Source organism: Desulfocurvibacter africanus subsp. africanus DSM 2603 (assembly GCF_000422545.1).
In the GTDB taxonomy this organism is placed as follows: Bacteria; Desulfobacterota; Desulfovibrionia; order Desulfovibrionales; family Desulfovibrionaceae; genus Desulfocurvibacter; species Desulfocurvibacter africanus.
In genome coordinates this window covers 21,868-43,267 of sequence record NZ_AULZ01000029.1, presented here as the reverse complement: position 1 = coordinate 43,267, position 21,400 = coordinate 21,868, and the positions used below count along the sequence as shown (strand labels likewise).

The window sequence follows — 21,400 nt, the reverse complement described above, 5'->3', positions numbered from 1 at the left end:
CCGCAAGGCCGGCGTCTGCTGACAATGCTGGGCGGCCCGCCGACTGACTCATGCCCCTTGCTCATGGATGGAGCCTATGAGGGCAATGAAACAAGAACTCTGAGCCGAGATTTGGGTTTTGTTCCCGTGGTTCCTCCAAACCCCAATCGCTTGGAACCCTGGGAATATGACAAGGAGCTGTACAAAAAGCGCAATGAGATAGAGCGTCTATTCAGACGACTCAAAGGTTACAGGCGCATTTTTACCCGCTACGACAAGCTCGATGTCATGTACCTTGGCTTTCTCACCTTGGCACTAATTGTAGAGGCGCTCAGATAGCGTTAACAGGCCCTAGTTGGAACCGCGAGGCTTTCTCTGGTCAAGCCAGCAAATAAAGCCACTCGCAACCAGTCAACCGCGTACGGACTCTAAAAAACTGCCTGGGCGGGGGCCAGCCAACCGTGAAGAACACAGAGTATCTGCAAGCGAAGCGCAAGCCCTGCGCAGCCTGTGCAAGATTGAACATGTCGGGCAGGCTTGCCTTCCGACTATAAAGATCAACGCAGGAGCAAGGCGGGATCAATGCGCAGGGGGCGCGGGTCCACACAGCCCAGAATACCCAGATTCAGCCCGTCGGCCTGGGCCTGGGCCAGATCGATGATCCTGGGCTGACAGCGGCGAAGCCGCTGGTCGAGATATACGCTTACCGTGGGCAGGAGGCTGTAATCAGGGTTGACGCTACGCACCACGGCGATGCTCCCATCCGTCAGCCGCACCAGGCTGCCGGGAGGAAAGACGCCGATGCACTTGATGAAGCGCTCTACATAGGTGGGGAAGAAATGTGCGCCCTGCTGGTGGTAGATGTGGCCAAGGGCCGTGGTCGGCGTGCTCGCCTTGCGGTAGCAACGGTTGCTGGTCAGGGCATCGTACACGTCCACCAAGCTGATGATGCGGGCCAGCGGGCTTATGGCCTGACCCGCCAAGCCGCGGGGATAGCCCTGGCCATCATGGCGTTCGTGGTGCTGCATGATGGCCAGGAGCACGTCACGGTGCAACACCGCCGAGTCGCGCATGACCCGGTAGCCCTCCACGGCGTGACGCTTGATTAGAGAGTATTCCTCGTCATTCAGTTGCTCGGGCTTCTTGAGGATATCCTCGGGAATGCGCGCCTTGCCCACGTCGTGGTAGATGCCGGCGAGGCCGAGCACCCTCTGCGCTTCCAGGGGCAAGCCCAAGCTCCGGCCAAAAATGATCGAGAACATGGCCACATTGATGCTGTGGTGGAAGGTGTATTCGTCATGGACCTTCAATTTGGCCAGGCTGATCACGGCGGACTGGTTGCGGGTTGCGCTGGCGATGAGCTGGTCCACGAGAGGCAAGGCCTCCCGACAGTCCACGATCTTGCCACGGCGCACCTCGTCCATGAAGTGCCGCGTGTACTCCACCGCTCCGGTTAAGACAGCGTCGGCCGCCTCGACTTCCTCCTGGAACGGCACCACCTCCGACATCGGCCGGATGCGACTCCATAATTCAAGAATGCGTCGCCGATCTTCGCTTAGAGAATTCTTACCGCCATTGCCTGCCTGGGCGGAATCGGTGGGAGTTGTCATGGAATGAAGCGCATCCTGCATGCCGCACTCCGCATCCACCAAGCACGAACGGGACAAAACTCACAGTATGACAGGCCCTGCATGCTAGACTCCGGGGATAGCCTCATTCTTTATCGTGCTGAAACTGCATCATAGGGCGAGGAGATAACGGACGCAAGCAGTGTACCGGACCATCAAGGGATATCCGGCGATTACTCACTTGCATTTGTGACACTCGCCGGGATTGCGTAAGGCGAGAAAGGCTGCAGGATGCTTTATCCTAGCACTTGCCGGGACTCCTCCGAGGTCCCATCCATTGACCGGAAGGCCATTCTATGGTGACCTCCAGCGAACGCGTAAAGCGTCATTTACGGTCACGCCAGCGGGACAGGCACCAAGGAACAGCGACCATGCCTTACGATTCCCATCCACACCCGGAAGCCCCTTTGCCCTCTGCACCCTATGAGATAGGGGCCAAAACGCTTGCACCACAGAATATCCTCGGGCCGGTGCTGGCGGACCTGCCTGCTCCTGGGCGCACGCGCTATGCCCCATCGCTGGCCCGCTGCATGTCGCTTTGGGCGGCATGCCTGCGAACGGCCCGGCTGGAATCCGCTGGCGGCCCGATTCTGGCTCTATGGCTTCCGGCTGAAATAGAAGCCGAAGTAGAGCGTACTCTGAGCGAAGAGCCGGCCCTGGGTCTGCTGCTGCACCGTCTGGCAGCGCGACTGGTCATGGCTGCACTGGCCGACCTGCGGCCCGATCTCGCCGAACGCAGCTGCGCGCCCCTGCCCGAGATCGATCCGACACTGGCTCGCGCCTTATTACTCAACGGTCTGGCCACCGATGACGGACACCTCGCGCGCCGCTATGCCGTGCTCACCTTCGATAGCCACGGATCCCTCTCCTCTCACCAAGATGGATGCGCAGGTTGCAGCCTGCGCGCGGGCTGCCTGGGACCGTGCAACCGAGGCACGTCATGAAATTGCTCATGTTTTATGCTCCCGAATTCTGGCACAAGCCCTTCCAAAAGACTCTGCCCGAAGCCCCGGAAGCCGAGCCGACCGGTGCAATGGCCCGCGATGCGGTAGTCGTTTTCTACCATGGCGAAGCCGAGGACCATGACCGCCGGAGTAGCGTCCTGTCCAAGATGCTGAAGAACATCAAATGGCTGGGAGGAAAATTCAACACCAAGCAGGTTGTACTGCACTCTTTCGGGCACCTCTCGGAAAGCAAAGCTGACCCGGAATTCGTGCGCGAGCTAGTCGCAGAGGTACGCCAACGGCTGGAGAACACTGGCTACAGCGTGGGCGAGACACCCTTCGGCTATCTGAACGAGTGGAAGCTCCACGTGGCCGGGGACTCCCTAGCCAAGGTTTTCAAAAGCATCTGACAGCTCCGAGCCATTGTCGCTCGGCGTTTATGGGATGTGGGAACGTGGCGGGAACTTGGGAGGACTTAGGGGCTCTCATCGCTTCAGACTGAAGCCGGATTCGGATCAAGTCGCGCAGGAGCAAGAGCTACTGAAGCTTAAGGATGCTGTAAGCGCTGAACCACTCGTTTAGCACGGAAAAAGGAAGAGATACTTAGCGCCGAATCCGAGCCCCAGGCTTGGCGGCTGCTTGCGCTTTGGCGCTGGTCGATAAACCTGGACGCGCAGGCGGCATTTCGCCGGCATAGGAGATGGAGGCGGGCACAGGTCTGCCTGCCAGGAACCTTTCGACCAAAGGTCGCTGGGCGGCGTTCAAACGCACATCCGACAACGGCAAACCAGAACGCCGGCCTCCGTAGAGCTTGAGCGCTCCGTCCACGAAACCGGCCTGCAGGAATCCGACCTGCAAAGGACGGGGACTTCCCGAACGCGATAAATGCACATCCAGACGCAACGAGCATATTCGTTCCGGCCCATAGGTCGCCAGATTTCCCGTGAGAACGAGCGTTTCAATCACGGTTTCGGTCAAGATACCTGTCAGGAATGAGAGGTCTTCAGCGAATTGGGGCAAGATGGCCAGGTAGAAATCAGGATCGATCTTGAAGGCCGAAGACGAGCCCGGCCTGTTCAGGAACTCGCCGGATTGATCGAAAGCCAGCGCCAGGGCGCGCTGCAGGCGTTCCAGCAGTGCGGAATAATCGTTCAGGGGCATGACGTCTCCTGTGGAAGAGCATGCTGTCTGGCAGGCTTGGCTTTGGCTGAATACGAGGTTGTCGTTTAAGGCTCAAGCCCATCTTCCGGCCATGGCAACAAGTCCAGGTTGGCTGGTTTGATAGTGGCAAAACGAGCTGAACGGACCAAGAAGGCCGACTGGATACGATCCATGCGCACGCAATGCCGCTGTTTGCTCAACAATTGCAACCTGTTGAAAGACAGGACAATTCTTATTCTACACAGCCATAAGGCATCGCAAATTAAGACTAAAATATTATCTTAACATGAAAAGCATGCAAGCCTTAACGGGGAAGGACCCTGGGCGCTGTACACATTCATAAAAATGGTCCTTAATGACACGCGGCCATGAAATCAATAACCCCAAGCATACTGTTGCCGGCTGAAAACCAGCGACATGTACACCGAGAATCAAATGGATGCAGCGCTAGTACATTCCGCGATGCTTTTCGTTACGCTTAGCCCTAGTGAAGTTATAGTCATTGATCGCTCGATTGCCTCCTACCAGCATGGGCAACAGTTCCGAAACGACCAACACCACAACTACGAGCGTGGCAAGGATCATAAGCGCGAGTTGCGTATTCATGAGTTCCTCCTGACTTCGACAGCGATAATCCCTTGTGCCCATACACTATTCAATTTCCATACCGCGCTTCCGACCGCCTTCGGCATTGACCTCCATGTGTCATGACTCCAGCATAAGTGGACGAGCTCCCAGACTATTCCTTTTTCCATAGACGGCAGTGCATTCAAGGGAATTTAAGCGAGCGCGCCGGGCAGTGCTCTCACGTTCCCTGGGTCACACCCTGGCGCGAAAGCATCACTCTGCAACGTATTTCCCTTTAGAGCAGATTGCTTTTAAGACGCCCGCTCCGGCGTTGACGGCGCAAGTGAATTGCGCCTACGCCTACGCGGCGGCACGCCATGCCGACGCATGGCTTGCAGAGCATTTTCAAAAGCAAAATGCTCTAATGCGCAAATCTTTGTAGTTTATTGGTCTGCTCTGCCGAGATTCGACATAAAAGTAATGGCAAAGCTTACATAGCGTCGCGGATGCAACCTGGCAAAGATTAAGGAAGCAAGCCAGCATTAGCTGCATGGTCAGAGCTGACGTTACTTGGCTCAAGCAAGCAACTGCCTAGATTGAATGTATCTATAGATAGTGGTTGTCTGTCGAACTTGGCAGGCGCAATCTTTGGCCGGGTCACGAGGTCCTAGAGCAGATTGCTTTTAAGACGCCTGCTCCGGCGTTGACGGCGCAAGTGAATTGCGCCTACGCCTACGCGGCGACAAGCCATGCCGACGCATGGCTTGCAGAGCATTTTCAAAAGCAAAATGCCCTAAGAATGAACGGCGCGCCCTTGGGCGCGCCGAACAGCTTCAAACAGAGCTCAAGCCGCCTTGGCCTTCTTCTTCTGGCTCTGCTCTTCCTGCTCGAACTTGCTAAACATGTTGTCCAGCTCCTGAGCCGAGAAGGAATCCTCGATATCATCGAAGATTTCGCTCTCTTCTTCCTGGATATGGTGCTGGATCAACTCCATAAGTACCTGGGCCTTGGCCTTGAAGGTCTCGTCCGAGGTACCAACATCGAAAAGCTGCTTACAGACGTATTTCGCTGCGGAATGCTCCTCGATGCCCTCTAAGGCTGTCTCCTTGACCTCTCCACCCTGCTGACGCAAGGCCGGATAGATATGCTTCTCCTCGGCTTCCATATGAGGAACGAGGTTCTCACGGAGTTGATCAAGCCACTGCTGACGGTCCGACTCGGATGCCTTGACCAGCTTGCGCAGGATGCTCTTCACTTCCTGGTGTTCCTGATGGAGATGCTTGAGTAGCTTGTGCTGCGCCATCTCGTGTTCCTCCTGGTTTAACCTTCTGGTGTCTTTGGTCCCGCCGCGATCAGCCGAAATACGGCATGACGACTTCTATCTTGATAGCCTCAATGCCAACGAAACGCTGTCGGAGGAGCGAGAATCGGCGTGTAGGAAATATGGCAAGAAAAAGGCCCGGCTCTCGAAGCAGTCCGGGCCTTTGGCCTTGTGCCATTTCACCATTTCTCATGGATGCACAGCCCCAACCATCAATTAACTCTGGGATGAACACCGGTACGGCCAATCGACATGCGCATATAGGCCGAACGTCCGTGTGACTGACGTATGCTTCTGCCGGTTAAGCCTTTTCCGGCAACCTGGCGATAGCCTCGATCTCCACCTCCGCACTCATGGGCAAAGCCGAGACCTGGATGGTCGAGCGGGCCGGGGGGGTGCCCGTGAAGTACTCAGCATAGACCGCATTCATGCGCTTGAAGTTGCCCATGTCGGTCAGAAAGACCGTGGTCTTGAGCACGTGCTCCAGGTCTGCACCGGCAGCCTGCAGAATAGCTTGAATGTTTTTGATGACCTGTCGGGTGGCCGCTTCGATATCGCCGGCTACGAGCGCGCCCGTGGCCGGGTCTATGGGGGTCTGCCCGGAGACGAACAGGAGATTGCCGCTCGCCACACCCTGCGAGTAGGGTCCAAGGGCCGCCGGGGCCTTGGGCGTGCTGATGCGCTGCTTGGTCATGTTTCCCTCGTGCGCCGCGCGCTCTGGCGTAGCGCCTGTGCTGGATTGCAAGCCGACGACGCAGAGATCATACGGCCTATGCGCCAATCAGCCGGAAACACAAAACTAGCTGACTTTACTGAACAAGCCAAGCTAAACGCATTTGCAATTCCACACTTCACACTACAGGCGCGTCTGCACCGCGACGGTCCTGTCTTGGAATCCGAACGCGTTACTGCCGTACACCCTGCTCCAGCTCATTCAACAGTTTTCGGACCTGGGCAAGCTTCGCCTGAAGCTCTGGATTGTCGATCCGGCCTCCAAGGGCCTCGGCCTGACCAGAGACTTCGCGAAGTGCCGTGCGCGCCTGCTGCGAATTGATCTGTTGCGTGACCTGCTTGGGGCTCACGGCCTTGGATTCCAATGACCGCAACTTGGAGAGCATGGATTGTTCAAGAGCCGCAAAGTGTTGATCGACAACGTTGTCACGACTGGAGAGCTGCTGATCGACATCGGACCGCAGGGCTGACAGGCGCTGGTCCATGGTGGCGCCCAGCTCATCCATCCGGGAGGTCATCTGCTCGGACAGGATTGCCGCCTGCCCCTGAGAGCGGCTGTCCGTTGCGCCCATCTTCTGGAGCGCATTGTGCGTGTAGGCGGCCAGCCCACCGCAGAAAATGACCGCGACTATCGCCACAGCAAGAGCCGCAAGGGCCGTATCCTTGGTGTTTCGCAATACGCTGAGATCGAGATAGGTAGTGGTGCGCTCCTGGTCCTGCGTGCCTTTAGCCGTGTTCTTGCCTTCAGCCATGATCCTGCCCTCCCGGCATGTGCTTGCCGATGGTTGCCGTCCCTGTTCGGCGTGTACGCCAAGCAAAGTAGTCCTGTACATGCTGTAGCATGAACCGGCTGACTCAAGTCCAGGATTTCCTGTCCGTATCAACGCACCACGAGCACCGAACACGGCGCGTAGGCTACGACCCGACTCGCCACGCTACCTACCAGAAAGCGTTCGATCGCCGAGCGGCCCTTATGCCCCATGACTATCAGGTCCACGCCATGCTGCTCGGCATGCTGGACGATCCTGCTGGCCACGGAAGTTCCCTCCAGCACCAAGGTCTTCGCGGCCACGCCCTGGTTCTTGGCTTTCTGCTGGGCCTGATTGACGAGATCCTCGGCATTTTTCCGGAACTGCTCGAAGATAACCTGTTGGGCGCCAATCTCCGCCGCATCAGCGAAGTTGGGTTCAACCACACTTAAGATTGTGAGCTCGGCCTCCTCGCGCTTGGCCAAGTCAATGGCTTTGGCCAGCACCTTCTCCGCATAGGCTGATTGGTCGATAGCAGCCAGAATCTTCATGGCATCTCCTCCTTTACGGAATCGTTACGCTGGCATGTTCCCAAAGCCCGTACAGCCGTCCGGGTCAGTTCCTCATATCCGAATGTCCTTGATGCGTACCGAAGGCTCAAGGTTTACCATCCGTAGCTTTGCACGGGTGTACAACTCTTTTAAGTTCAAGCTTGTCCAGGCCTGCCTTCCACTCCTCGAGCGAGCAATGTTCCTCATCCAGAATTTCAAAGAACTCACCGGATTCCAGACTCAAATCAGGCCGCTCCGGATGATGCGTCCTCATCCACTCGAGCGCCTCCTTGGCCTCATCCATGCAACTGGCAGTAATGCAGTCAATGGGTTCCGTGCATCCATCACTGCCACATTTAAGGAGCATGTAACGCTTCTTCATGGCTGCCACACATGCAGTTACTTTGCCTCTAAACATTTGGCTTCGGCTCTGTTCGAGCCGAAGCCGGGACCTACTTGCTGATGGCTTCGACCAAGGCTGTTTCGGGAGAGAATGTCACGACCTTGCGGTCGCCTTCCTGCTTGGTCTTGAATGTCCCCAGACCTTGGATATCGACTGCATCATCATTATTCAGGCCCATGGCGATGATGGCCTTCATGACATCCAACGTCAGATAGGCGTCTTCCTCAGTGGGAAACTTTTCTGGAAACGTGCTTTGCAGATTTTTAACAATTGTCTTGGTATAACCTGTCAGGGGAGTTTCATGTACACGGGCTCTAGCAGCATCAACATCAGCATACTCAACATTGCAATTCTCATCAGTACAAGCGAGACATACGCCTGGGTAGTCCATGTTAACCACGTCTAAAACCTCCTATTTTTGGCATTTATACACTAATCCTATTTCAATATCGACTATTTCAAGATAGCAGTCAAAGAAAACAAAACTATGAAATCAGGCGTAAAATATAAAGGTTTCATGCTCATTGCTAAGTCAATCTCCACCTTTTCAGTACACATTGCCGACCAGATGAAACAAAATACGAAAGCAGAACGTGTAAGATGGCTCATTGTATTCGTTGCAGAAAGGAGTATGAAAAAACAAAGACCGGCGTGGCCAGCCGCAAAAATGGTAGAAGAGGCTGAAGGCAAACCATAAACCAGGAGTGCGCCATGGAATTCAAGGAAAACGATCTCCCGATCGAGCTACATCACGAGGATTCAGTGCGTCTTGGCGCTGGAGAAACCATACGCTTCGAAGCGAATGGAGAGGCTAAGGATGTTTTCATCGGTGACGCGTTCACCCCGACGATCCAACTCTTCCCGGACACGGACTACACATTCAACTCCGGGGACAAGCAGTACCAGGTGCGCGCCCATTTCGAAGACAAGCTCAGCGTGAAGCGACTTTGATGTCACCCAATAAGTCGGCTTTCACTATAGTTAATCAGATGCCATTTGGCGAACGGACCTGCACACGCGTGCCCAGGGCTTCTACGCCAGTGGCTTTGATTGCCTTCGTGCAGGCAGTACTGCTTGAAAGGTAAACGTTTGTTTGAAGGCTTATGGAAATGGATGCAGGCTGCCACGCCGCGATCCAGGAGTCCTTGTTAACAATCCGGCTGATTACAAGTACCTAGCCACGCCATGCGACTTTGCCTTTTCAGCATTCCAGCTTCGGAGTAGTCGCTTTTATTCTCGATCTCCCCTTGGTGAAATGAAGACGGCAGTCAGTGGTCGAACAACGAAGCCAAGCCGGCTCGTATCCTTGCAGCATAGTCTTGCCTGCACCATATTCTCTCCTGTATGGAAGGGTCGCAAACGATCATTGCGCTGACCCGAATAACAACCCACTCGAACCGGCGGCGAATACCGCCAGCATGCACCAAGCCAGCTTACGGCGGATCGAAATGTCCAGCTCTATCTCTTCGGCCGCGTACCGGCGAAAGCCGGTCTGCCCCGCACGCCTGGCGGCGGTCATGCTCGTCAGTCTGCTCCTGCTGACCGGCTGCGGTCTTTCCACAACCAGTCAACTGGGCAACTTCTCTTCGCTCTATGCCCGGGGGCTGTACCTGGAGGCCGAGAAAGCCGCCATGGACTCCAAGCAGGAGCTTAGCGAGATAGAAGGCGGCGACGGGCTGCTCCTGTGCCTCAACGCGGCCTCGGCCGCCCTGGCCGCTGGCGAGTACAGGCGAGCCGTGGATCTCCTGGATCGGGCGGAAGCACTCTCCGGGGATGCGGACCTGGAAGGCGCCCTCTCCAAGACTGGCGGAACGGCGGCGGAGATCCTCCTTAATCGCAACGTGCTCGGCTATGAGCCCCGGCAGTACGACCGCATCTTCATGAACTCCTATAAGGCCCTGGCCTTCCTGGCCATGGGAGACGTAGACAATGCTCGCGTGGAGCTCAACCGGGCCTTCGATCGCCAGCGTCGGGCCGTCGAATTCTTTGAGGCCGAGATAGCCAAGGCTCGCGACGCAGGGGCACGCAGGCAAGCCGGTTCCTCCCCCAACTCATCCCTGGATACGCAACGGATCGCCCAGGCCAGCCGCGCCCAAGCCGAGCGCATGGCCGACGAAGAGCATTGGAAGCCCTACCCGGATTATGTGAACCCCTTTGCCACTTACCTGAACGGCCTCTTTTTCCTGCTGGCCGGGCAGGATTCCGGGGATCTGGATAAGGCGTTGAACAGCTTGCGTCGTGTGCGCGGCATGGTCGGGGATAATCCGTACCTGGAGCAGGACATCGCCCTGGCTGAGGCCTGGATCGACGGAAGCGGCAACCGCCGAACCACCGAGCCCACAGTTTGGGTGATCTTTGAAAACGGTCTGGCCCCGGATTTGGCCCAGGCGCGCTTCAATCTGCCGCTGTTCGTGGTCAATGCGCGCATGCCGGTCAAGTATTTCGCCGTGGCTTTCCCCGCGCTGCAGCCTGGACGGCCTGCCCTGTCGAGCTTGGGCTTGGCAAGTGGCGGTGTGCCTATAGCCGAGACAGCGCCTCTGGCCGATGTTGGCCGTGTGGTGGGCGCCGAGTACAAGGTCCGACTGCCCTATGAGCTGACCATGGCCGCCTTGTCCGCTGCGTCCAAGGCCATGCTCCAGTACGGCGCGCAGCAGGCTGGCGGCGGCAAGGACACCGCCGCGGGCCAAGCCGCCAGCGCGATCATGGCCCTGTACACAGCAGTGACCACCACGGCCGACACCCGCTCATGGACGTCTCTGCCCACGGACGCGCAGTTCGCCAGGCTGTCTAGGCCTGCTGACGGCCGCCTAGCCATTACAACCACGGAAGGACGGGTCCTGCGCACGCTTACGCTGCCCGAGGCCCGCTTCTGTCTCATCCACGTGCGCATGCCTACGGCGGGAGCCGAGCCGGCTTGCGCCATCATCCCCTTTCAGGAGGTTCTCAACTGAGTATGCCCAGGATTCCATCATGCGTGACGATCATACTGGCGGCCGTGTTCATGTTGACGCTGGCCTTAGGCTGCGCGAAGCCCGATCCGCGCATCATTAAAGGACAAGGGCTGCGGAACATAACGGATCTGGCCGTCGGCGAACACCCGCGCGACGACGGTTTCCTCATGCTCCAGATCACGGGCCGCAATACGTCCTCGAGCGCCAGCGACTTCTACTACAAGCTGGAGTGGTTCGACGCCCAGGGCCTGCTGCTGGATTCCTTCCAGTCGCGCTGGAAGAAAGTCACGGTGCAGGGCCAGGTGCCCTTCGTCTTCACCGAAATCTCATCGCGCCCCAAGGCCAAGACTTGGCGTCTCATGTTCAAACACGATCTTAAGTAACACCCGGAGGTGGCAAATATGCGCGCACGTATTATTTTACTGGCCTTATCCCTTGTTCTGGTCCTTTCCGCTGGCTGCGCCAGCAAGGGCGTCCAGGTCGTGGACACTCGCGCCGATGCCGCTCCGCGCGTGCTGGGACTCGACTACCGCGACTTCGAGGCTGCCGCCGGCGATTCCATCGCCAAGTTGATTGCTTCGGGCGTTGTCAGCAAGCCCGGCGGAGGCCGCTATGTCATGGTCGTTTCGCGCGTGACCAACGACACCATGCAGCGCATCGACACCGAGCAGTTGACCAAGAAGATTCGCGTGGAGCTGCTCAACAGCGGCAAGGTCGTCACCACCACGGCCGTGGGCCTGGACGCGCCCGAGGACCCCATGGTGGCCAAGGCTCGCGAACTGCGGCAGTCCCAGGAGGTCAAGCAGTCCACAGTGGCCGGCCAGGGCACCATCGTGGCCCCGGACTTGAGCTTGTCGGGCAAGATCATCCAGATGAACCATCGCCTGGACAAGAAGACCCAACAGGTCGAGTACTACTTCATGCTCTCCCTGACAGACCTGACCACGGGTCTGGCCATCTGGGAAAACGAGACGCCCATAATCAAACGCGGCAACGCCAAGTCCGTAGCCTGGTAGACCAGCAAACCGTTCATAATGCAAAAGGGAGAGGCAGAGCCTCTCCCTTTTTTGTGAGCCTGGGATATCTTGTCCGCGCGAGAGCGAAGTGCGCGCTGACGGAAGCAGAGTCGCAGGAGGCGGTGCCTCTCTGGATGGCAGATAATCTACAGTGAAATCACCACCGGTATAACCACCGGGTCGCGGTCGAGCACCTTGCGGAAGAACCGCCGCAGGCTGCCGCGTATTCTGTCCTTGAGCTTCTGTATCTCGCCGGGCGGGATGTTCTCAAAAATGTCCAGCACGATACATTTGGCGTCTTCCAGCAGATGCGCATAGTGCTGCTCGAAGACGAAGCCCTTGGAGGTGATTTCCGGCCCAAGGGCGATCTCGCCGGACTTCTCGTCGATGACCAAGTTGACAATGACCAGCCCTTCGCCGGCCAAGAGCTGACGCTCCTTGAGCACACTGGAGCCCACGTCGCCCACGCCCTTGCCGTCCACGTAGATGTGCTCCACGGTGATGCGGTCCAGCAGGCGCATGGTGTTGTCCTCGAAGAGGCGCAAGGGCTGGCCGTCCTCCAGGATCAGGGAGCGTTCCTTGGCCACGCCGCACTCCACGGCCAAGCGTGAATGCTTGACCAGATGGCGGTACTCGCCATGAACCGGGACGAAAAACTTGGGTTTCACGGTGCGCAGCATCTGGCACAGCTCTTCGCGGTGGGCATGGCCCGAAGCGTGAATGCCGGAGACCCGCTCGTAGAGCACTTCGGCTCCCAGCTTGTAGAGCCGGTTGATAACCTTGGTGATGGCCCGCGTATTGCCTGGGATGAAGCGCGAACTCATAAGCACGAGATCGCCTTCTTTGATGCGCATCTGGCGGTGTTCGCTCATGGCCAGACGCGTCAGCGAGGACAAGGGTTCGCCCTGAGAGCCCGTGAGCAGCAAAACTATCTGGTCGTCGCGATAGTTCGATACGCTGTCCATGGGCACGAATATGGACTCGCTGGCTCGCAGGTAGCCAAGGTTCCGGGACAAATCAATGTTGTTCTGGATGGACCGGCCGCTGATGGCCACTTTGCGGCCGTATGTCTCGGCCAGATCGATGATCTCCTGCATGCGCTGGATATGGCTGGAAAAGAGCGTGACAAGGATGCGGCCCGTGGCCTTGGCGAAGATATCCGACAGCGACTGCTTGATCTCGCGCTCGGTGAGGGCATAGCCGTCGCGCTCCACGTTCGTGGAGTCCGAGAGCATGAGCTGTACGCCGGGGGCCGAGAACTCGGCGAAGCCCTCCAGGTCCGTGACGTTGGTGTCATCCAGTGGCGTGCGGTCGATCTTGAAATCGCCGGTGTGCACGATGCGGCCCGTGGGCGTCTCGATGCCCAGGCCGAAGCCCTCGATAATGGAGTGGCACACACGGAAAAAATTCACGGCAATATCGCCAAAATCCACGCGTTGTCGGCCCTCGACCGGACGCAAGTCCACATATCGGTCTAAGTCGTGCTCCCTGAGCCTGGACTCGATGAGCGCCAGCGTGAAACGCGAACTGTAGATCGGGGCATCCACATAGGGCAGCAGCCAGGGCAAAGCGCCGATGTGATCCTCGTGGCCGTGGGTAATGATGATGCCCTTGAGCTTGTCCTTGCGAGCAAGCACGAAATCGAAACGTGGGATGACGATGTCGATGCCGAAAAGATAATCCTCTGGAAACATGATTCCGCAATCGATCATGATCATGGAATCCCCGCACTCCAGGACCATGCAATTGAGGCCGATTTCTCCCAGCCCGCCTAGGGGGGAGAGTGTGAAATTCTTGCGGCTATCCGCCATGCCTATGCATCTCCAGGTAGGCTCTGCTCATGGCCTGCTGCAGGTTTTCCTTGAACTGTTCCCGCTCTTTAAGACTATAGCTGCCGGGAGCCACAGGCGGCAAGGCCTTGATCCTAACCGTACCCGGCCGGATGAACCAGTGGCCCTTGGGCATGATCTCTCCGCTTCCGGACATGACTACAGGAGCCACGGGCAGGCCGGTCTTGATGGCCAGAATGAACCCGCCGGCCTTGAACTCCTGGAGCTGGGAGAAGTCCCGGCTGCGAGTGCCTTCGGGAAAGATGACTATGCTGATCCCGGAGTTGGCGATCTCAACGGCTTCCTGGATGGCCTGCATGGCCTTGCGCATCTTGGCCCGATCAATGGAGATGTGGCCCACGCGGCGCAAGGCCCAGCCGAATACGGGAATCTTGAACAAACTATCCTTGGCCACCATGCGCACTGACCATTGGTCGAGGCAAGCGGTAAGAAGGGGAATATCGAAATTGCTCTGGTGGTTGGCCATGAATACGTAGGTCTGCCCAGGGGCCAGAGCCGAGAAGTCCGCTTCGACCTTGATCCCGGCTAGGGCCAGACAGGCCTTGGCCCAGATGCGCTGACTGAGGTCGGCGGGTTTGTTGGCGAAGGATCTGCCGAAGAGGATGCACAGAGTGCTAGAGACGACAGTCACCAGAGGATAGAAGGTAAAGAAAATGATGGTTCGAAGCATGCGATTACTTTCTCCGCGCAAGTGTTCACACACCTAACCCAAAAGGGGGCAAGGAACAAGGCGGAAAATGAAATCCGGTGCGGTTTTGACGAGATAGAAGAAGCTTATCTCTGAATGGAAGGAGCATACAATCTTCCAAGTCAGAGTTCGGTCCAATCCCCGGCGGCCTTGATACGACGTAAGATCGCGCAGGCAATTTGCAGGCTCTCCACCTACTTTTGTTGCATAAATTGCCGGGTGAAACCTGAACCTGGAACTCGCTGGCTACAGTCCACCTAAGATGGAACCCACTGCGGCCAGTCCAAAAACAGCCAATACGAAACAGGAAGCCAAGTCGATCCAGCGGGCCTTGTCGGCCAGGACCGAGCCGAATAGGCTGGTGCCGCCGGACAGCAGCAGCCACCAGAGGCAGAAACCGGCAAAGACGCCTGCAACCATGACCGAAGCGCCTGGGAGCCCTGGGAAACGCTCAACCCAGGCCGGCGAATATGCCCGCAAAGGACATAATGGAATGGCCCATATAGAAGAGGGCTAAGGAAGGTAAGATTTCCCCAGCCTTTGTGTAGTGCGCTTTAGCGGCGGTTTTCGGGCAGGGTCGGGCGATACGGTCAAGAATCCCAGCCGGGCCATTGCCGGCCCGGCCGAGTACAGTAGCGGATCATGCCTTTACCTTCTCGTATATCACCATCCCCTCCTCCAGTTCCCCGGCGAAGGTCATGCCACACTTCTCCAAGACCCGAATGGCCGAGACATTCTCGGAAAACGTCTGCGAGTAGCAACGCTTGGCGCCATGGGCAAAAGCCCAGTCCATCATGGCCTTGACCGCCTCCGTGGCGTAGCCGTGACCGCGGTGGGCATCTACGATGGAGAAGCCCACGCGTACCGAACCATCCTCGTCGGGCATGCCGTTGAAGCCGGTGGAGCCGATGACGCGACCGCCGGCCGGGTCGGATTTGCGGATGACGTACCAGATGAGCCACCCGGTTCGTTCCGGATGGGAGGCCAGCGTGTCGGCGAAATAGGTCAAAGCTCCGCCGATGATGGGTGTGGGCCAGCCCGGATCGGGGTAGGCGCCCAGGAGGGCGGCGAAGCGGTTGGGGCTCTGAAGGGCGGCCTGGGCCAAGGCCGGCGTTCCGGCCACCAAACGCAGCCGGGGGGTTTCAATCTCATGGGGAAAGGCCATTCAGCTCTCCTTAAGACGTTATTGTGGCAGGCAAAAGTAAAGGGCGGCCGTGAAAGCCGCCCTGATCCGTTTACTCGGCCTGTTTCCTGCTTTCCGCAATGACTTTTTCAGCTACGGGCGGAGGGCACTCCTCATAATGGTCGAACTCCATGGTGAAGGTGCCCTGCCCTCCGGTCATGGAGCGCAGATCCGGGGCGTAGCGCAGCACCTCGGCCATGGGCACGTGGGCCTTGATCTCGGTCACTCCACCCTGGGAGTCCGAGCCGAGCACCTTGCCGCGTCGGCTGGACAGGTCGCCGATGACATCGCCCATGAACTCGTCGGGCACGAACACGCTAATGAGCATTATGGGTTCCAGCAGCTTAAGGCCGGCCTTCTCGCAGGCCGCCTTGAAGGCCAACGAACCAGCCACCTTGAAGGCCATTTCAGAGGAGTCCACGTTGTGATAGCTGCCGTCGAACAGCTCCGCCTTGAAGTCCACCACCGGATTGCCCGTAAGCGGGCCTCGCTGGGCGGCTTCTTGGATGCCTTTGTCCACGGCCGGAATATACTGGCGCGGAATGGCGCCGCCAACAATTTTGTCCTCAAAATCATAGCCGGCGCCCTGCGGCAAGGGAGCGAAGCGCACGTGGCAGTCGCCGAACTGACCGCGGCCGCCGGACTGCTTCTTATGTCGACCCTGGACCTCGGCCTTACCCTTGAGGGTCTCGCGGTAGGGCACCTTGGGCGTCTTGAGCACGACATCGACTTTGTAGCGGCGCCTGGCCTTCTCCACTGCCGTCTCAATGTGCATCTGGCCCATGCCCGAGAGCAGGATATCGCTCGACTCTTCGTCGCGGAACAGATGCAGCGTGATGTCCTCGTCCAAAAGCTTGTTCACGGCCTGGAAGACCTTATCTTCCTCGCCTTTTTCCTTGGCGGCCAAGGCGAAAGTGATGAGCCTTGCGGGAAGCTGGGGCTTCTCAAGCACGAAAGGCGCTTTTTCGTCGCACAGGGTATCACCGGTGTGTGTGTCCTTGAGCTTGGCCACGGCCACGATGGCTCCGGGGCCAATGGGCTCCTTGGCCGGTGTCTGCTCCTTGCCTTGCAGAAAAAGCGGTTGCCCGATGCGCTCTGAGTTCCCTCGTTCGGGGTTGGCCAGGGTCGGAGTGCTGCCGGGCGCCAGGGTGCCGGAGAGGATGCGCATGACCGAAAGCTGGCCCGCGAAAGGATCAGCCAGGGTCTTGAACACGAAGGCCGCGAAAGGCGCGTCCGGGGTCGAGGAGCGCTGCTCGCCTTTGGCCGAAATCCAGGGCGCATGGGCGGTCGGCGGCGGCAGCAGATCCTGGATGATATCCAGAATCTGTCGTCCACCCTTGTTCTCCAGGCCGGAGCAGACCGAGACGGGCACCAGCTCGCCCGAAGCTACACCCTTGGACAGGCCGCGGGTGATCTCCTCGGGACTCAGACTGCCCACCTCAAGGTATTTCTCCATGAGCTCCTCATCGCTCTCGGCGATGTTCTCGATCATGGTCTCGCGCAGGGCCTGGGCCTCGTCGGCCAGGTCGGCCGGGATAACGGCATCGCTCATTCCGCCCGAGCCGTCGAACATGACGGCCTTGCCGGCCAACACGTCCACTAGGCCCTTGAAATCTTGCTGCTGGCCAATGGGCATGTACAGGAGAACGGGACGTATGCCGAGCTTGTCCTTTAGGTCTTGGAAAGCCATGTCGAAGTTGGCCCTGTCGCGGTCGAGCTTGGTGATGACGACCATGCCGGGCAGCCTGCGGGACTTGGCCTCATTCCATATCTTGCGCGTGAGCGGTTTGACTCCGTCCACCGCATCGATAACGAGCACCGCGCTATCCGCAGCCGAGAGGAGATAGGAAATGTCGCCGATGTAGTTATTATCGCCGGGAGTATCGATGAGATAATGCGGGTTTTTATTCCACAGGTAGCGGAAGAAGCCGGGCTGAATGGACCCGCGCCGTTTGGTTTCCTCTGGTTCGTAATCAAGAACCGTTGTGCCCTCTTCGATCTTACCGAGGCGGTTCACTGCCCCGGCGCTATGGAGCAGCATCTCGGCCACGGAGGTCTTGCCGCTGCCCCCGTGGCCGATCAAGGCGTAGGTCCTTTGTTTCTCCAGCATGCGCATCTCCCTTCCCTGAAGTTATTGCCATGAGCTGAAACTTGAACCGATATGGAAAGTGTAATTTTCTCCGGGTTTTGGTTTAATGATACTACCAGCTATAGGAAGCGGACTGCGAGGTTGTCAAGTCAAGGGACAAGGCCCGGCAAAGCGCCTTTTGGATCTGGCTAATGGCCTCCGAGTGGGTTTGCCCTGCCATGGACTATCCGCTGCTTGCGTCCTGCCCGTTTTTTTAACGCGGCTAAGCCTCGTTTATAGACCCGATCGAAAGTGCTTTAATGGCTCCCCAAGCCATGTTCCGATGCCCATGCGATCCTCCACACGGATTCCTCGCCTGCGGTCACAAAAAATAGGCACATATGGCCCTTGTAGCCGGAGACATTCTTCTCTATCAAGGACCGGTCTTGCAGAGAACGAATGCGTCAAGGAGAATCATATGGTTGAGGAAGGCAAAAAAGCGGCCGGGCCGGAAGAGTCCTTCGCCGATCTTCTCCACGATTACGAACAGGGCAGAGGCGAAGGCCTCAAGGTCGGAGACAAGGTCGAATGTAAGATCGTCTCCATCGGTGCCGATGCCGTTTTCGTGGATACAGGAGCCAAGGCGGACGGAGTGGTCGCCGCCGACGAGCTCAAGAACGAGGAAGGCGTAATCCCCTTCGCCGAAGGGGACGTGTTGCAACTTTATGTTGTGGATGTCTCCGGCGGACAGGTCAAGCTCGCCCGCGCCCTATCCGGGGCAGGCAGCATGGAGGCCCTGCGCGGCGCTTACGAAAGCCGTGTGCCTGTGGAAGGCAAGGTCAAGGAGGCCGTCAAGGGCGGCTTCAGCGTAGAGGTCATGCGCAAGCGGGCTTTCTGCCCAGTGAGCCAGATGGATATCCAGTACGTCGAGGACCCCTCGGTCTACGTGGATAACACCTACGAGTTCATGATCATCAAATTCGAGCAGAACGGCCGCAACGTCGTCCTGTCTCGCCGCGAACTGCTGGCCCAGGCTCAGAAAGAATCCGCAGCGAAGTTCCAGGCCGAGATCAAGCCCGGCGCCATCATCGAAGGCACCGTGAGCAAACTCATGCCCTATGGCGCCTTCGTGGAGCTCATGCCTGGTCTGGAAGGCATGGCGCACATTTCCGAACTCTCCTGGTCGCGGGTCGATGATCCTTCGGCCGCGGTGCAGCCCGGACAGCGGGTCAAGGCCAAAGTGCTCGCCGTGGAGCCGGGCAAGAAGGAAGGTCGCCTCAAGATTTCCCTGTCCCTGAAGCAGACCGAGGCCGACCCCTGGACTACCCTCGGCGACCGTTTCCAGGCTGGCGACACGGTGCAGGGCAAGGTAATCCGCTTGGCCGACTTCGGCGCCTTCGTGGAGATCGCCCCAGGCATCGAAGGCCTCGTGCACGTAAGCGAGATGAGCTATACCCGGCGCATCTCCAAGCCCAGCGATGTGGTCAATCCCGGTCAGGAAATCTCGGTGAAGATCAAGGATGTGGACTTGGCCAACAGGCGCATCTCCCTGTCCCTGCGCGACACCGCCGGTGACCCGTGGGAGCAGGTGCCCGAGAAGTTCAAGATTGGCCAAGCCTATTCCGGCGTGGTGGAGAAGCAGGAAGCCTTCGGCATCTTCATCCAGCTGGAACCGGGCGTGACCGGACTGCTGCCCAGGTCCCGCATCTCCAAGTCTCAGAAGCCGGCCAGCTTCGAGGCCCTCAAGCCCGGCGACACGGTTCAGATCACCGTGGACGAGATCAATCCCACCGAGCGCAAGATCACTCTTGGCACCGGCGAGGATCGCGGAGCCGAGGACTGGAAGAAGTTCAGCAAGCCGGCGGCGGCCCCTGCGGCAAGCGCGCCAAGCTCCGGCTTCAGCACCCTGGGGCAGAAGCTCCAGGAGGCCATGAAAAAGAAAAAGTAGGCGTACCGCCTCTTCTCTTGGCAATGGAAAGCCCCGGCTGTCTCCGAAAGAGCAGCCGGGGCTTTTGTCTTATATATCTTATACTTTAATGCAGTCCGCTTGTGTCGGGCGTTGTGCAGGAAGCAAGAACCCTAGCGGACTCAAGCAGGCATGGCCCGCGCCAACCACTCGAGCATCTCGGCGAGCTGCTCGCGCACGCGCACGGGCGCGGTGCCGCCAGGGATGGTGCGCCGTGCCACGGCGGACTCGTAGGCCAGAATCTGGAACACGTCCTCGCCTATCAATTCCGAGAAGCCCCGCAGCTCATCCAGGCTCAAGTCCTCCAGGCGCTTGCCATGCTTTTCGCACCAGGCCACGGCCCTGCCGGTGACATGGTGCGCCTCGCGGAACGGCAACCCCTTGCCCACCAGGTAGTCGGCCAGTTCAGTGGCATTGAGGAATCCGCGCCCCAAAGCCGCACGCATGGCCTCGGGTACAAAGGCCATCTCAGCCAGCATGCCGGACATGCAATCCAGGGACAGGCGCACGGTCTTGTCCGTGTCGAAGAAGGGTTCCTTGTCCTCCTGGAGGTCGCGGTTGTACGTGAGCGGCAGGCCCTTGAGCGTGGTCAGCAGGCCGATCAGACTGCCATAGACCCTGCCTGTCTTGCCGCGCATGATCTCGGCCACGTCGGGATTCTTCTTCTGGGGCATGATGCTGCTGCCAGTGGCGTAGCCATCGGGCAGACGCACGAAGCCGAAGGCCGGGTTGGCCCAGATGATGATCTCCTCGCACAGGCGGCTCAGGTGAGCCATGATCAGGCTGCCGCAGAACAGGGCCTCGGCCGCGAAATCGCGGTCGCACACGGCGTCCATGCTGTTGCGAAAGGTGGCAGGGAAGCCGACATCCTCGGCTACGGACGCGGGGTCCAGTGGATAGGTAGTCCCGGCCAGGGCCGCCGCGCCCAAGGGCGAAACGCGCACGCGCACCAAGCAATCCATGATGCGCTCATGGTCGCGGCGCAACATCTGGGCATAAGCCAGCAGGTGATGACCCAGGCTCACAGGCTGGGCAGGCTGCATGTGCGTATGGCCGGGCAGCAGCGTATCCGCGTGCTCCTCCGCGCGTTCGCACAGCACTCCCACCAGCCGCGCCACCAGCTCGCCCCACAGTGCCAGCCGCCGCGAGACGTGCAGCCGGAAATCAAGGGCCACCTGGTCGTTGCGGCTTCGGCCCGTGTGCAGCCGCTTGCCCGCGTCGCCGATGAGTTCGGTCAGCCGGGCCTCGATGTTCATGTGTACGTCCTCGCGGTCCGTGCGCCAGGAGAACTCGCCCTGCTCTACCTCGGCCTGTATGGCCTCCAACCCGGCCACGATAGCCTGGGCGTCCTCGGCAGGAATCACGCTCTGCCGGGCCAGCATGCGCGCGTGCGCCTTGGAGCCCGCTATATCCTCGGCCCACAAATGTCGATCAAAGGATACGGACTCGGTATAGGCCTCCACCAGCGCATCCGTGCCGCCCGTGAACCGTCCGCCCCAGAGTTTTTTGTCCGCCATGCGCGCCTCCTGTCCGGTCCGGACACTAGTGTCCGTTCCGATGAAATCTGGAAAAGCAGGCGAATACTATCATTGCCTTAGGCGCGCAAGCTGCGCGGCTAAAGGCTTTATTTTGCAAAAAGCAAA

Annotated in this window: 24 protein-coding genes; 9 read left to right on the top strand and 15 right to left on the bottom strand. The window is 58.6% G+C overall.

The genetic code is table 11. The features are described 5' to 3' along the window. Positions 1-318: IS5 family transposase (locus H585_RS21685; RefSeq protein WP_027368574.1), on the top strand; the 318-nt coding region annotated here is incomplete at its 5' end. Between the two features lie 218 nt (positions 319-536). Here the strand turns inward: H585_RS21685 and H585_RS0116480 are convergent. Then, positions 537-1,487: an HD-GYP domain-containing protein gene (locus H585_RS0116480; RefSeq protein ID WP_244432593.1), complete on the bottom strand. Its 951-nt coding sequence runs from the start codon at positions 1,485-1,487 to the stop codon at positions 537-539. A 491-nt stretch (positions 1,488-1,978) separates the two neighbouring features. Between H585_RS0116480 and H585_RS0116475 the strand changes: the two genes are divergently transcribed. Beyond that, positions 1,979-2,551, top strand: a complete 573-nt coding sequence (locus H585_RS0116475; RefSeq protein ID WP_027368628.1) for a hypothetical protein — start codon at positions 1,979-1,981, stop codon at positions 2,549-2,551. After that, the gene (locus H585_RS0116470; RefSeq protein ID WP_014260807.1) at positions 2,548-2,961 is read left to right on the top strand and encodes a threonyl-tRNA synthetase editing domain-containing protein; all 414 of its coding nucleotides are present in this window, start codon (positions 2,548-2,550) and stop codon (positions 2,959-2,961) included. The genes H585_RS0116475 and H585_RS0116470 overlap by 4 nt, the downstream gene beginning before the upstream one ends. A 193-nt stretch (positions 2,962-3,154) precedes the next feature. On the opposite strand, the gene H585_RS0116465 is transcribed toward H585_RS0116470, so the two are convergent. The 8 genes from H585_RS0116465 to H585_RS0116430 all read right to left on the bottom strand — a co-directional run bounded on the left by H585_RS0116465 (position 3,155) and on the right by H585_RS0116430 (position 8,426). Continuing rightward, a complete protein-coding gene (locus H585_RS0116465; RefSeq protein ID WP_027368627.1) occupies positions 3,155-3,712 on the bottom strand; it encodes a hypothetical protein in 558 nt (185 codons plus the stop codon). Positions 3,713-4,159: 447 nt separating this feature from the next. Next, positions 4,160-4,318: a hypothetical protein gene (locus H585_RS23505; RefSeq protein WP_005984042.1), complete on the bottom strand. Its 159-nt coding sequence runs from the start codon at positions 4,316-4,318 to the stop codon at positions 4,160-4,162. Positions 4,319-5,123: 805 nt separating this feature from the next. After that, complete coding sequence (locus H585_RS0116455) at positions 5,124-5,582, bottom strand: hemerythrin domain-containing protein (RefSeq protein ID WP_027368626.1); 459 nt, start codon at positions 5,580-5,582, stop codon at positions 5,124-5,126. Positions 5,583-5,901: 319 nt separating this feature from the next. Further along, positions 5,902-6,294 carry a RidA family protein gene (locus tag H585_RS0116450; protein WP_005984046.1) on the bottom strand — a complete coding sequence of 131 codons (393 nt, stop codon included), beginning with the start codon at positions 6,292-6,294 and terminating at the stop codon, positions 5,902-5,904. 211 nt (positions 6,295-6,505) lie between these two features. Continuing rightward, positions 6,506-7,084: a hypothetical protein gene (locus H585_RS0116445; RefSeq protein ID WP_027368625.1), complete on the bottom strand. Its 579-nt coding sequence runs from the start codon at positions 7,082-7,084 to the stop codon at positions 6,506-6,508. Between the two features lie 128 nt (positions 7,085-7,212). After that, a complete protein-coding gene (locus H585_RS0116440) occupies positions 7,213-7,632 on the bottom strand; it encodes a universal stress protein (RefSeq protein WP_027368624.1) in 420 nt (139 codons plus the stop codon). Positions 7,633-7,738: 106 nt separating this feature from the next. Next, complete coding sequence (locus H585_RS21680) at positions 7,739-8,014, bottom strand: hypothetical protein (protein ID WP_051183184.1); 276 nt, start codon at positions 8,012-8,014, stop codon at positions 7,739-7,741. Positions 8,015-8,084: 70 nt separating this feature from the next. Beyond that, on the bottom strand, positions 8,085-8,426 hold the full coding sequence (locus tag H585_RS0116430; protein WP_244432595.1) for an HU family DNA-binding protein: 342 nt from the start codon (positions 8,424-8,426) through the stop codon (positions 8,085-8,087). 96 nt (positions 8,427-8,522) lie between these two features. On the opposite strand from H585_RS0116430, the gene H585_RS23150 reads away from it, so the two are divergent. The 5 genes from H585_RS23150 to lpoB all read left to right on the top strand — a co-directional run bounded on the left by H585_RS23150 (position 8,523) and on the right by lpoB (position 12,002). Further along, entirely contained in the window at positions 8,523-8,732 is a 210-nt protein-coding gene (locus H585_RS23150; protein WP_138708212.1) for a hypothetical protein, read from the top strand. 14 nt (positions 8,733-8,746) lie between these two features. Continuing rightward, positions 8,747-8,986: a hypothetical protein gene (locus tag H585_RS0116425; RefSeq protein WP_027368623.1), complete on the top strand. Its 240-nt coding sequence runs from the start codon at positions 8,747-8,749 to the stop codon at positions 8,984-8,986. 497 nt (positions 8,987-9,483) lie between these two features. Continuing rightward, the gene (locus tag H585_RS0116415; protein ID WP_244432591.1) at positions 9,484-10,986 is read left to right on the top strand and encodes a COG3014 family protein; all 1,503 of its coding nucleotides are present in this window, start codon (positions 9,484-9,486) and stop codon (positions 10,984-10,986) included. A gap of 23 nt (positions 10,987-11,009) precedes the next feature. Beyond that, the gene (locus tag H585_RS0116410) at positions 11,010-11,369 is read left to right on the top strand and encodes a YcfL family putative periplasmic lipoprotein (RefSeq protein WP_027368621.1); all 360 of its coding nucleotides are present in this window, start codon (positions 11,010-11,012) and stop codon (positions 11,367-11,369) included. 18 nt (positions 11,370-11,387) lie between these two features. Further along, positions 11,388-12,002, top strand: a complete 615-nt coding sequence (gene lpoB / locus H585_RS0116405) for a penicillin-binding protein activator LpoB (protein ID WP_027368620.1) — start codon at positions 11,388-11,390, stop codon at positions 12,000-12,002. Between the two features lie 146 nt (positions 12,003-12,148). On the opposite strand, the gene H585_RS0116400 is transcribed toward lpoB, so the two are convergent. The 5 genes from H585_RS0116400 to fusA form a co-directional block, all read right to left on the bottom strand. Beyond that, positions 12,149-13,813, bottom strand: coding sequence for a ribonuclease J (locus H585_RS0116400; protein ID WP_014260796.1), 1,665 nt, complete (start codon positions 13,811-13,813; stop codon positions 12,149-12,151). Further along, positions 13,803-14,522 carry a lysophospholipid acyltransferase family protein gene (locus H585_RS0116395; RefSeq protein WP_014260795.1) on the bottom strand — a complete coding sequence of 240 codons (720 nt, stop codon included), beginning with the start codon at positions 14,520-14,522 and terminating at the stop codon, positions 13,803-13,805. The genes H585_RS0116400 and H585_RS0116395 overlap by 11 nt, the downstream gene beginning before the upstream one ends. A 264-nt stretch (positions 14,523-14,786) precedes the next feature. Further along, positions 14,787-14,960 carry a hypothetical protein gene (locus tag H585_RS23305; protein ID WP_154658858.1) on the bottom strand — a complete coding sequence of 58 codons (174 nt, stop codon included), beginning with the start codon at positions 14,958-14,960 and terminating at the stop codon, positions 14,787-14,789. Positions 14,961-15,180: 220 nt separating this feature from the next. Then, on the bottom strand, positions 15,181-15,705 hold the full coding sequence (locus tag H585_RS0116385; protein WP_014260793.1) for a GNAT family N-acetyltransferase: 525 nt from the start codon (positions 15,703-15,705) through the stop codon (positions 15,181-15,183). Positions 15,706-15,775: 70 nt separating this feature from the next. Next, positions 15,776-17,833: an elongation factor G gene (gene fusA / locus H585_RS0116380; protein WP_034628327.1), complete on the bottom strand. Its 2,058-nt coding sequence runs from the start codon at positions 17,831-17,833 to the stop codon at positions 15,776-15,778. A gap of 436 nt (positions 17,834-18,269) precedes the next feature. Between fusA and H585_RS0116375 the strand changes: the two genes are divergently transcribed. Next, complete coding sequence (locus H585_RS0116375; protein ID WP_014260791.1) at positions 18,270-19,739, top strand: 30S ribosomal protein S1; 1,470 nt, start codon at positions 18,270-18,272, stop codon at positions 19,737-19,739. Between the two features lie 140 nt (positions 19,740-19,879). Here H585_RS0116375 and argH read toward each other — a convergent pair whose 3' ends face one another. Further along, positions 19,880-21,274, bottom strand: coding sequence for an argininosuccinate lyase (gene argH / locus H585_RS0116370; protein ID WP_027368618.1), 1,395 nt, complete (start codon positions 21,272-21,274; stop codon positions 19,880-19,882). Between the last annotated feature and the right edge of the window lie 126 nt (positions 21,275-21,400).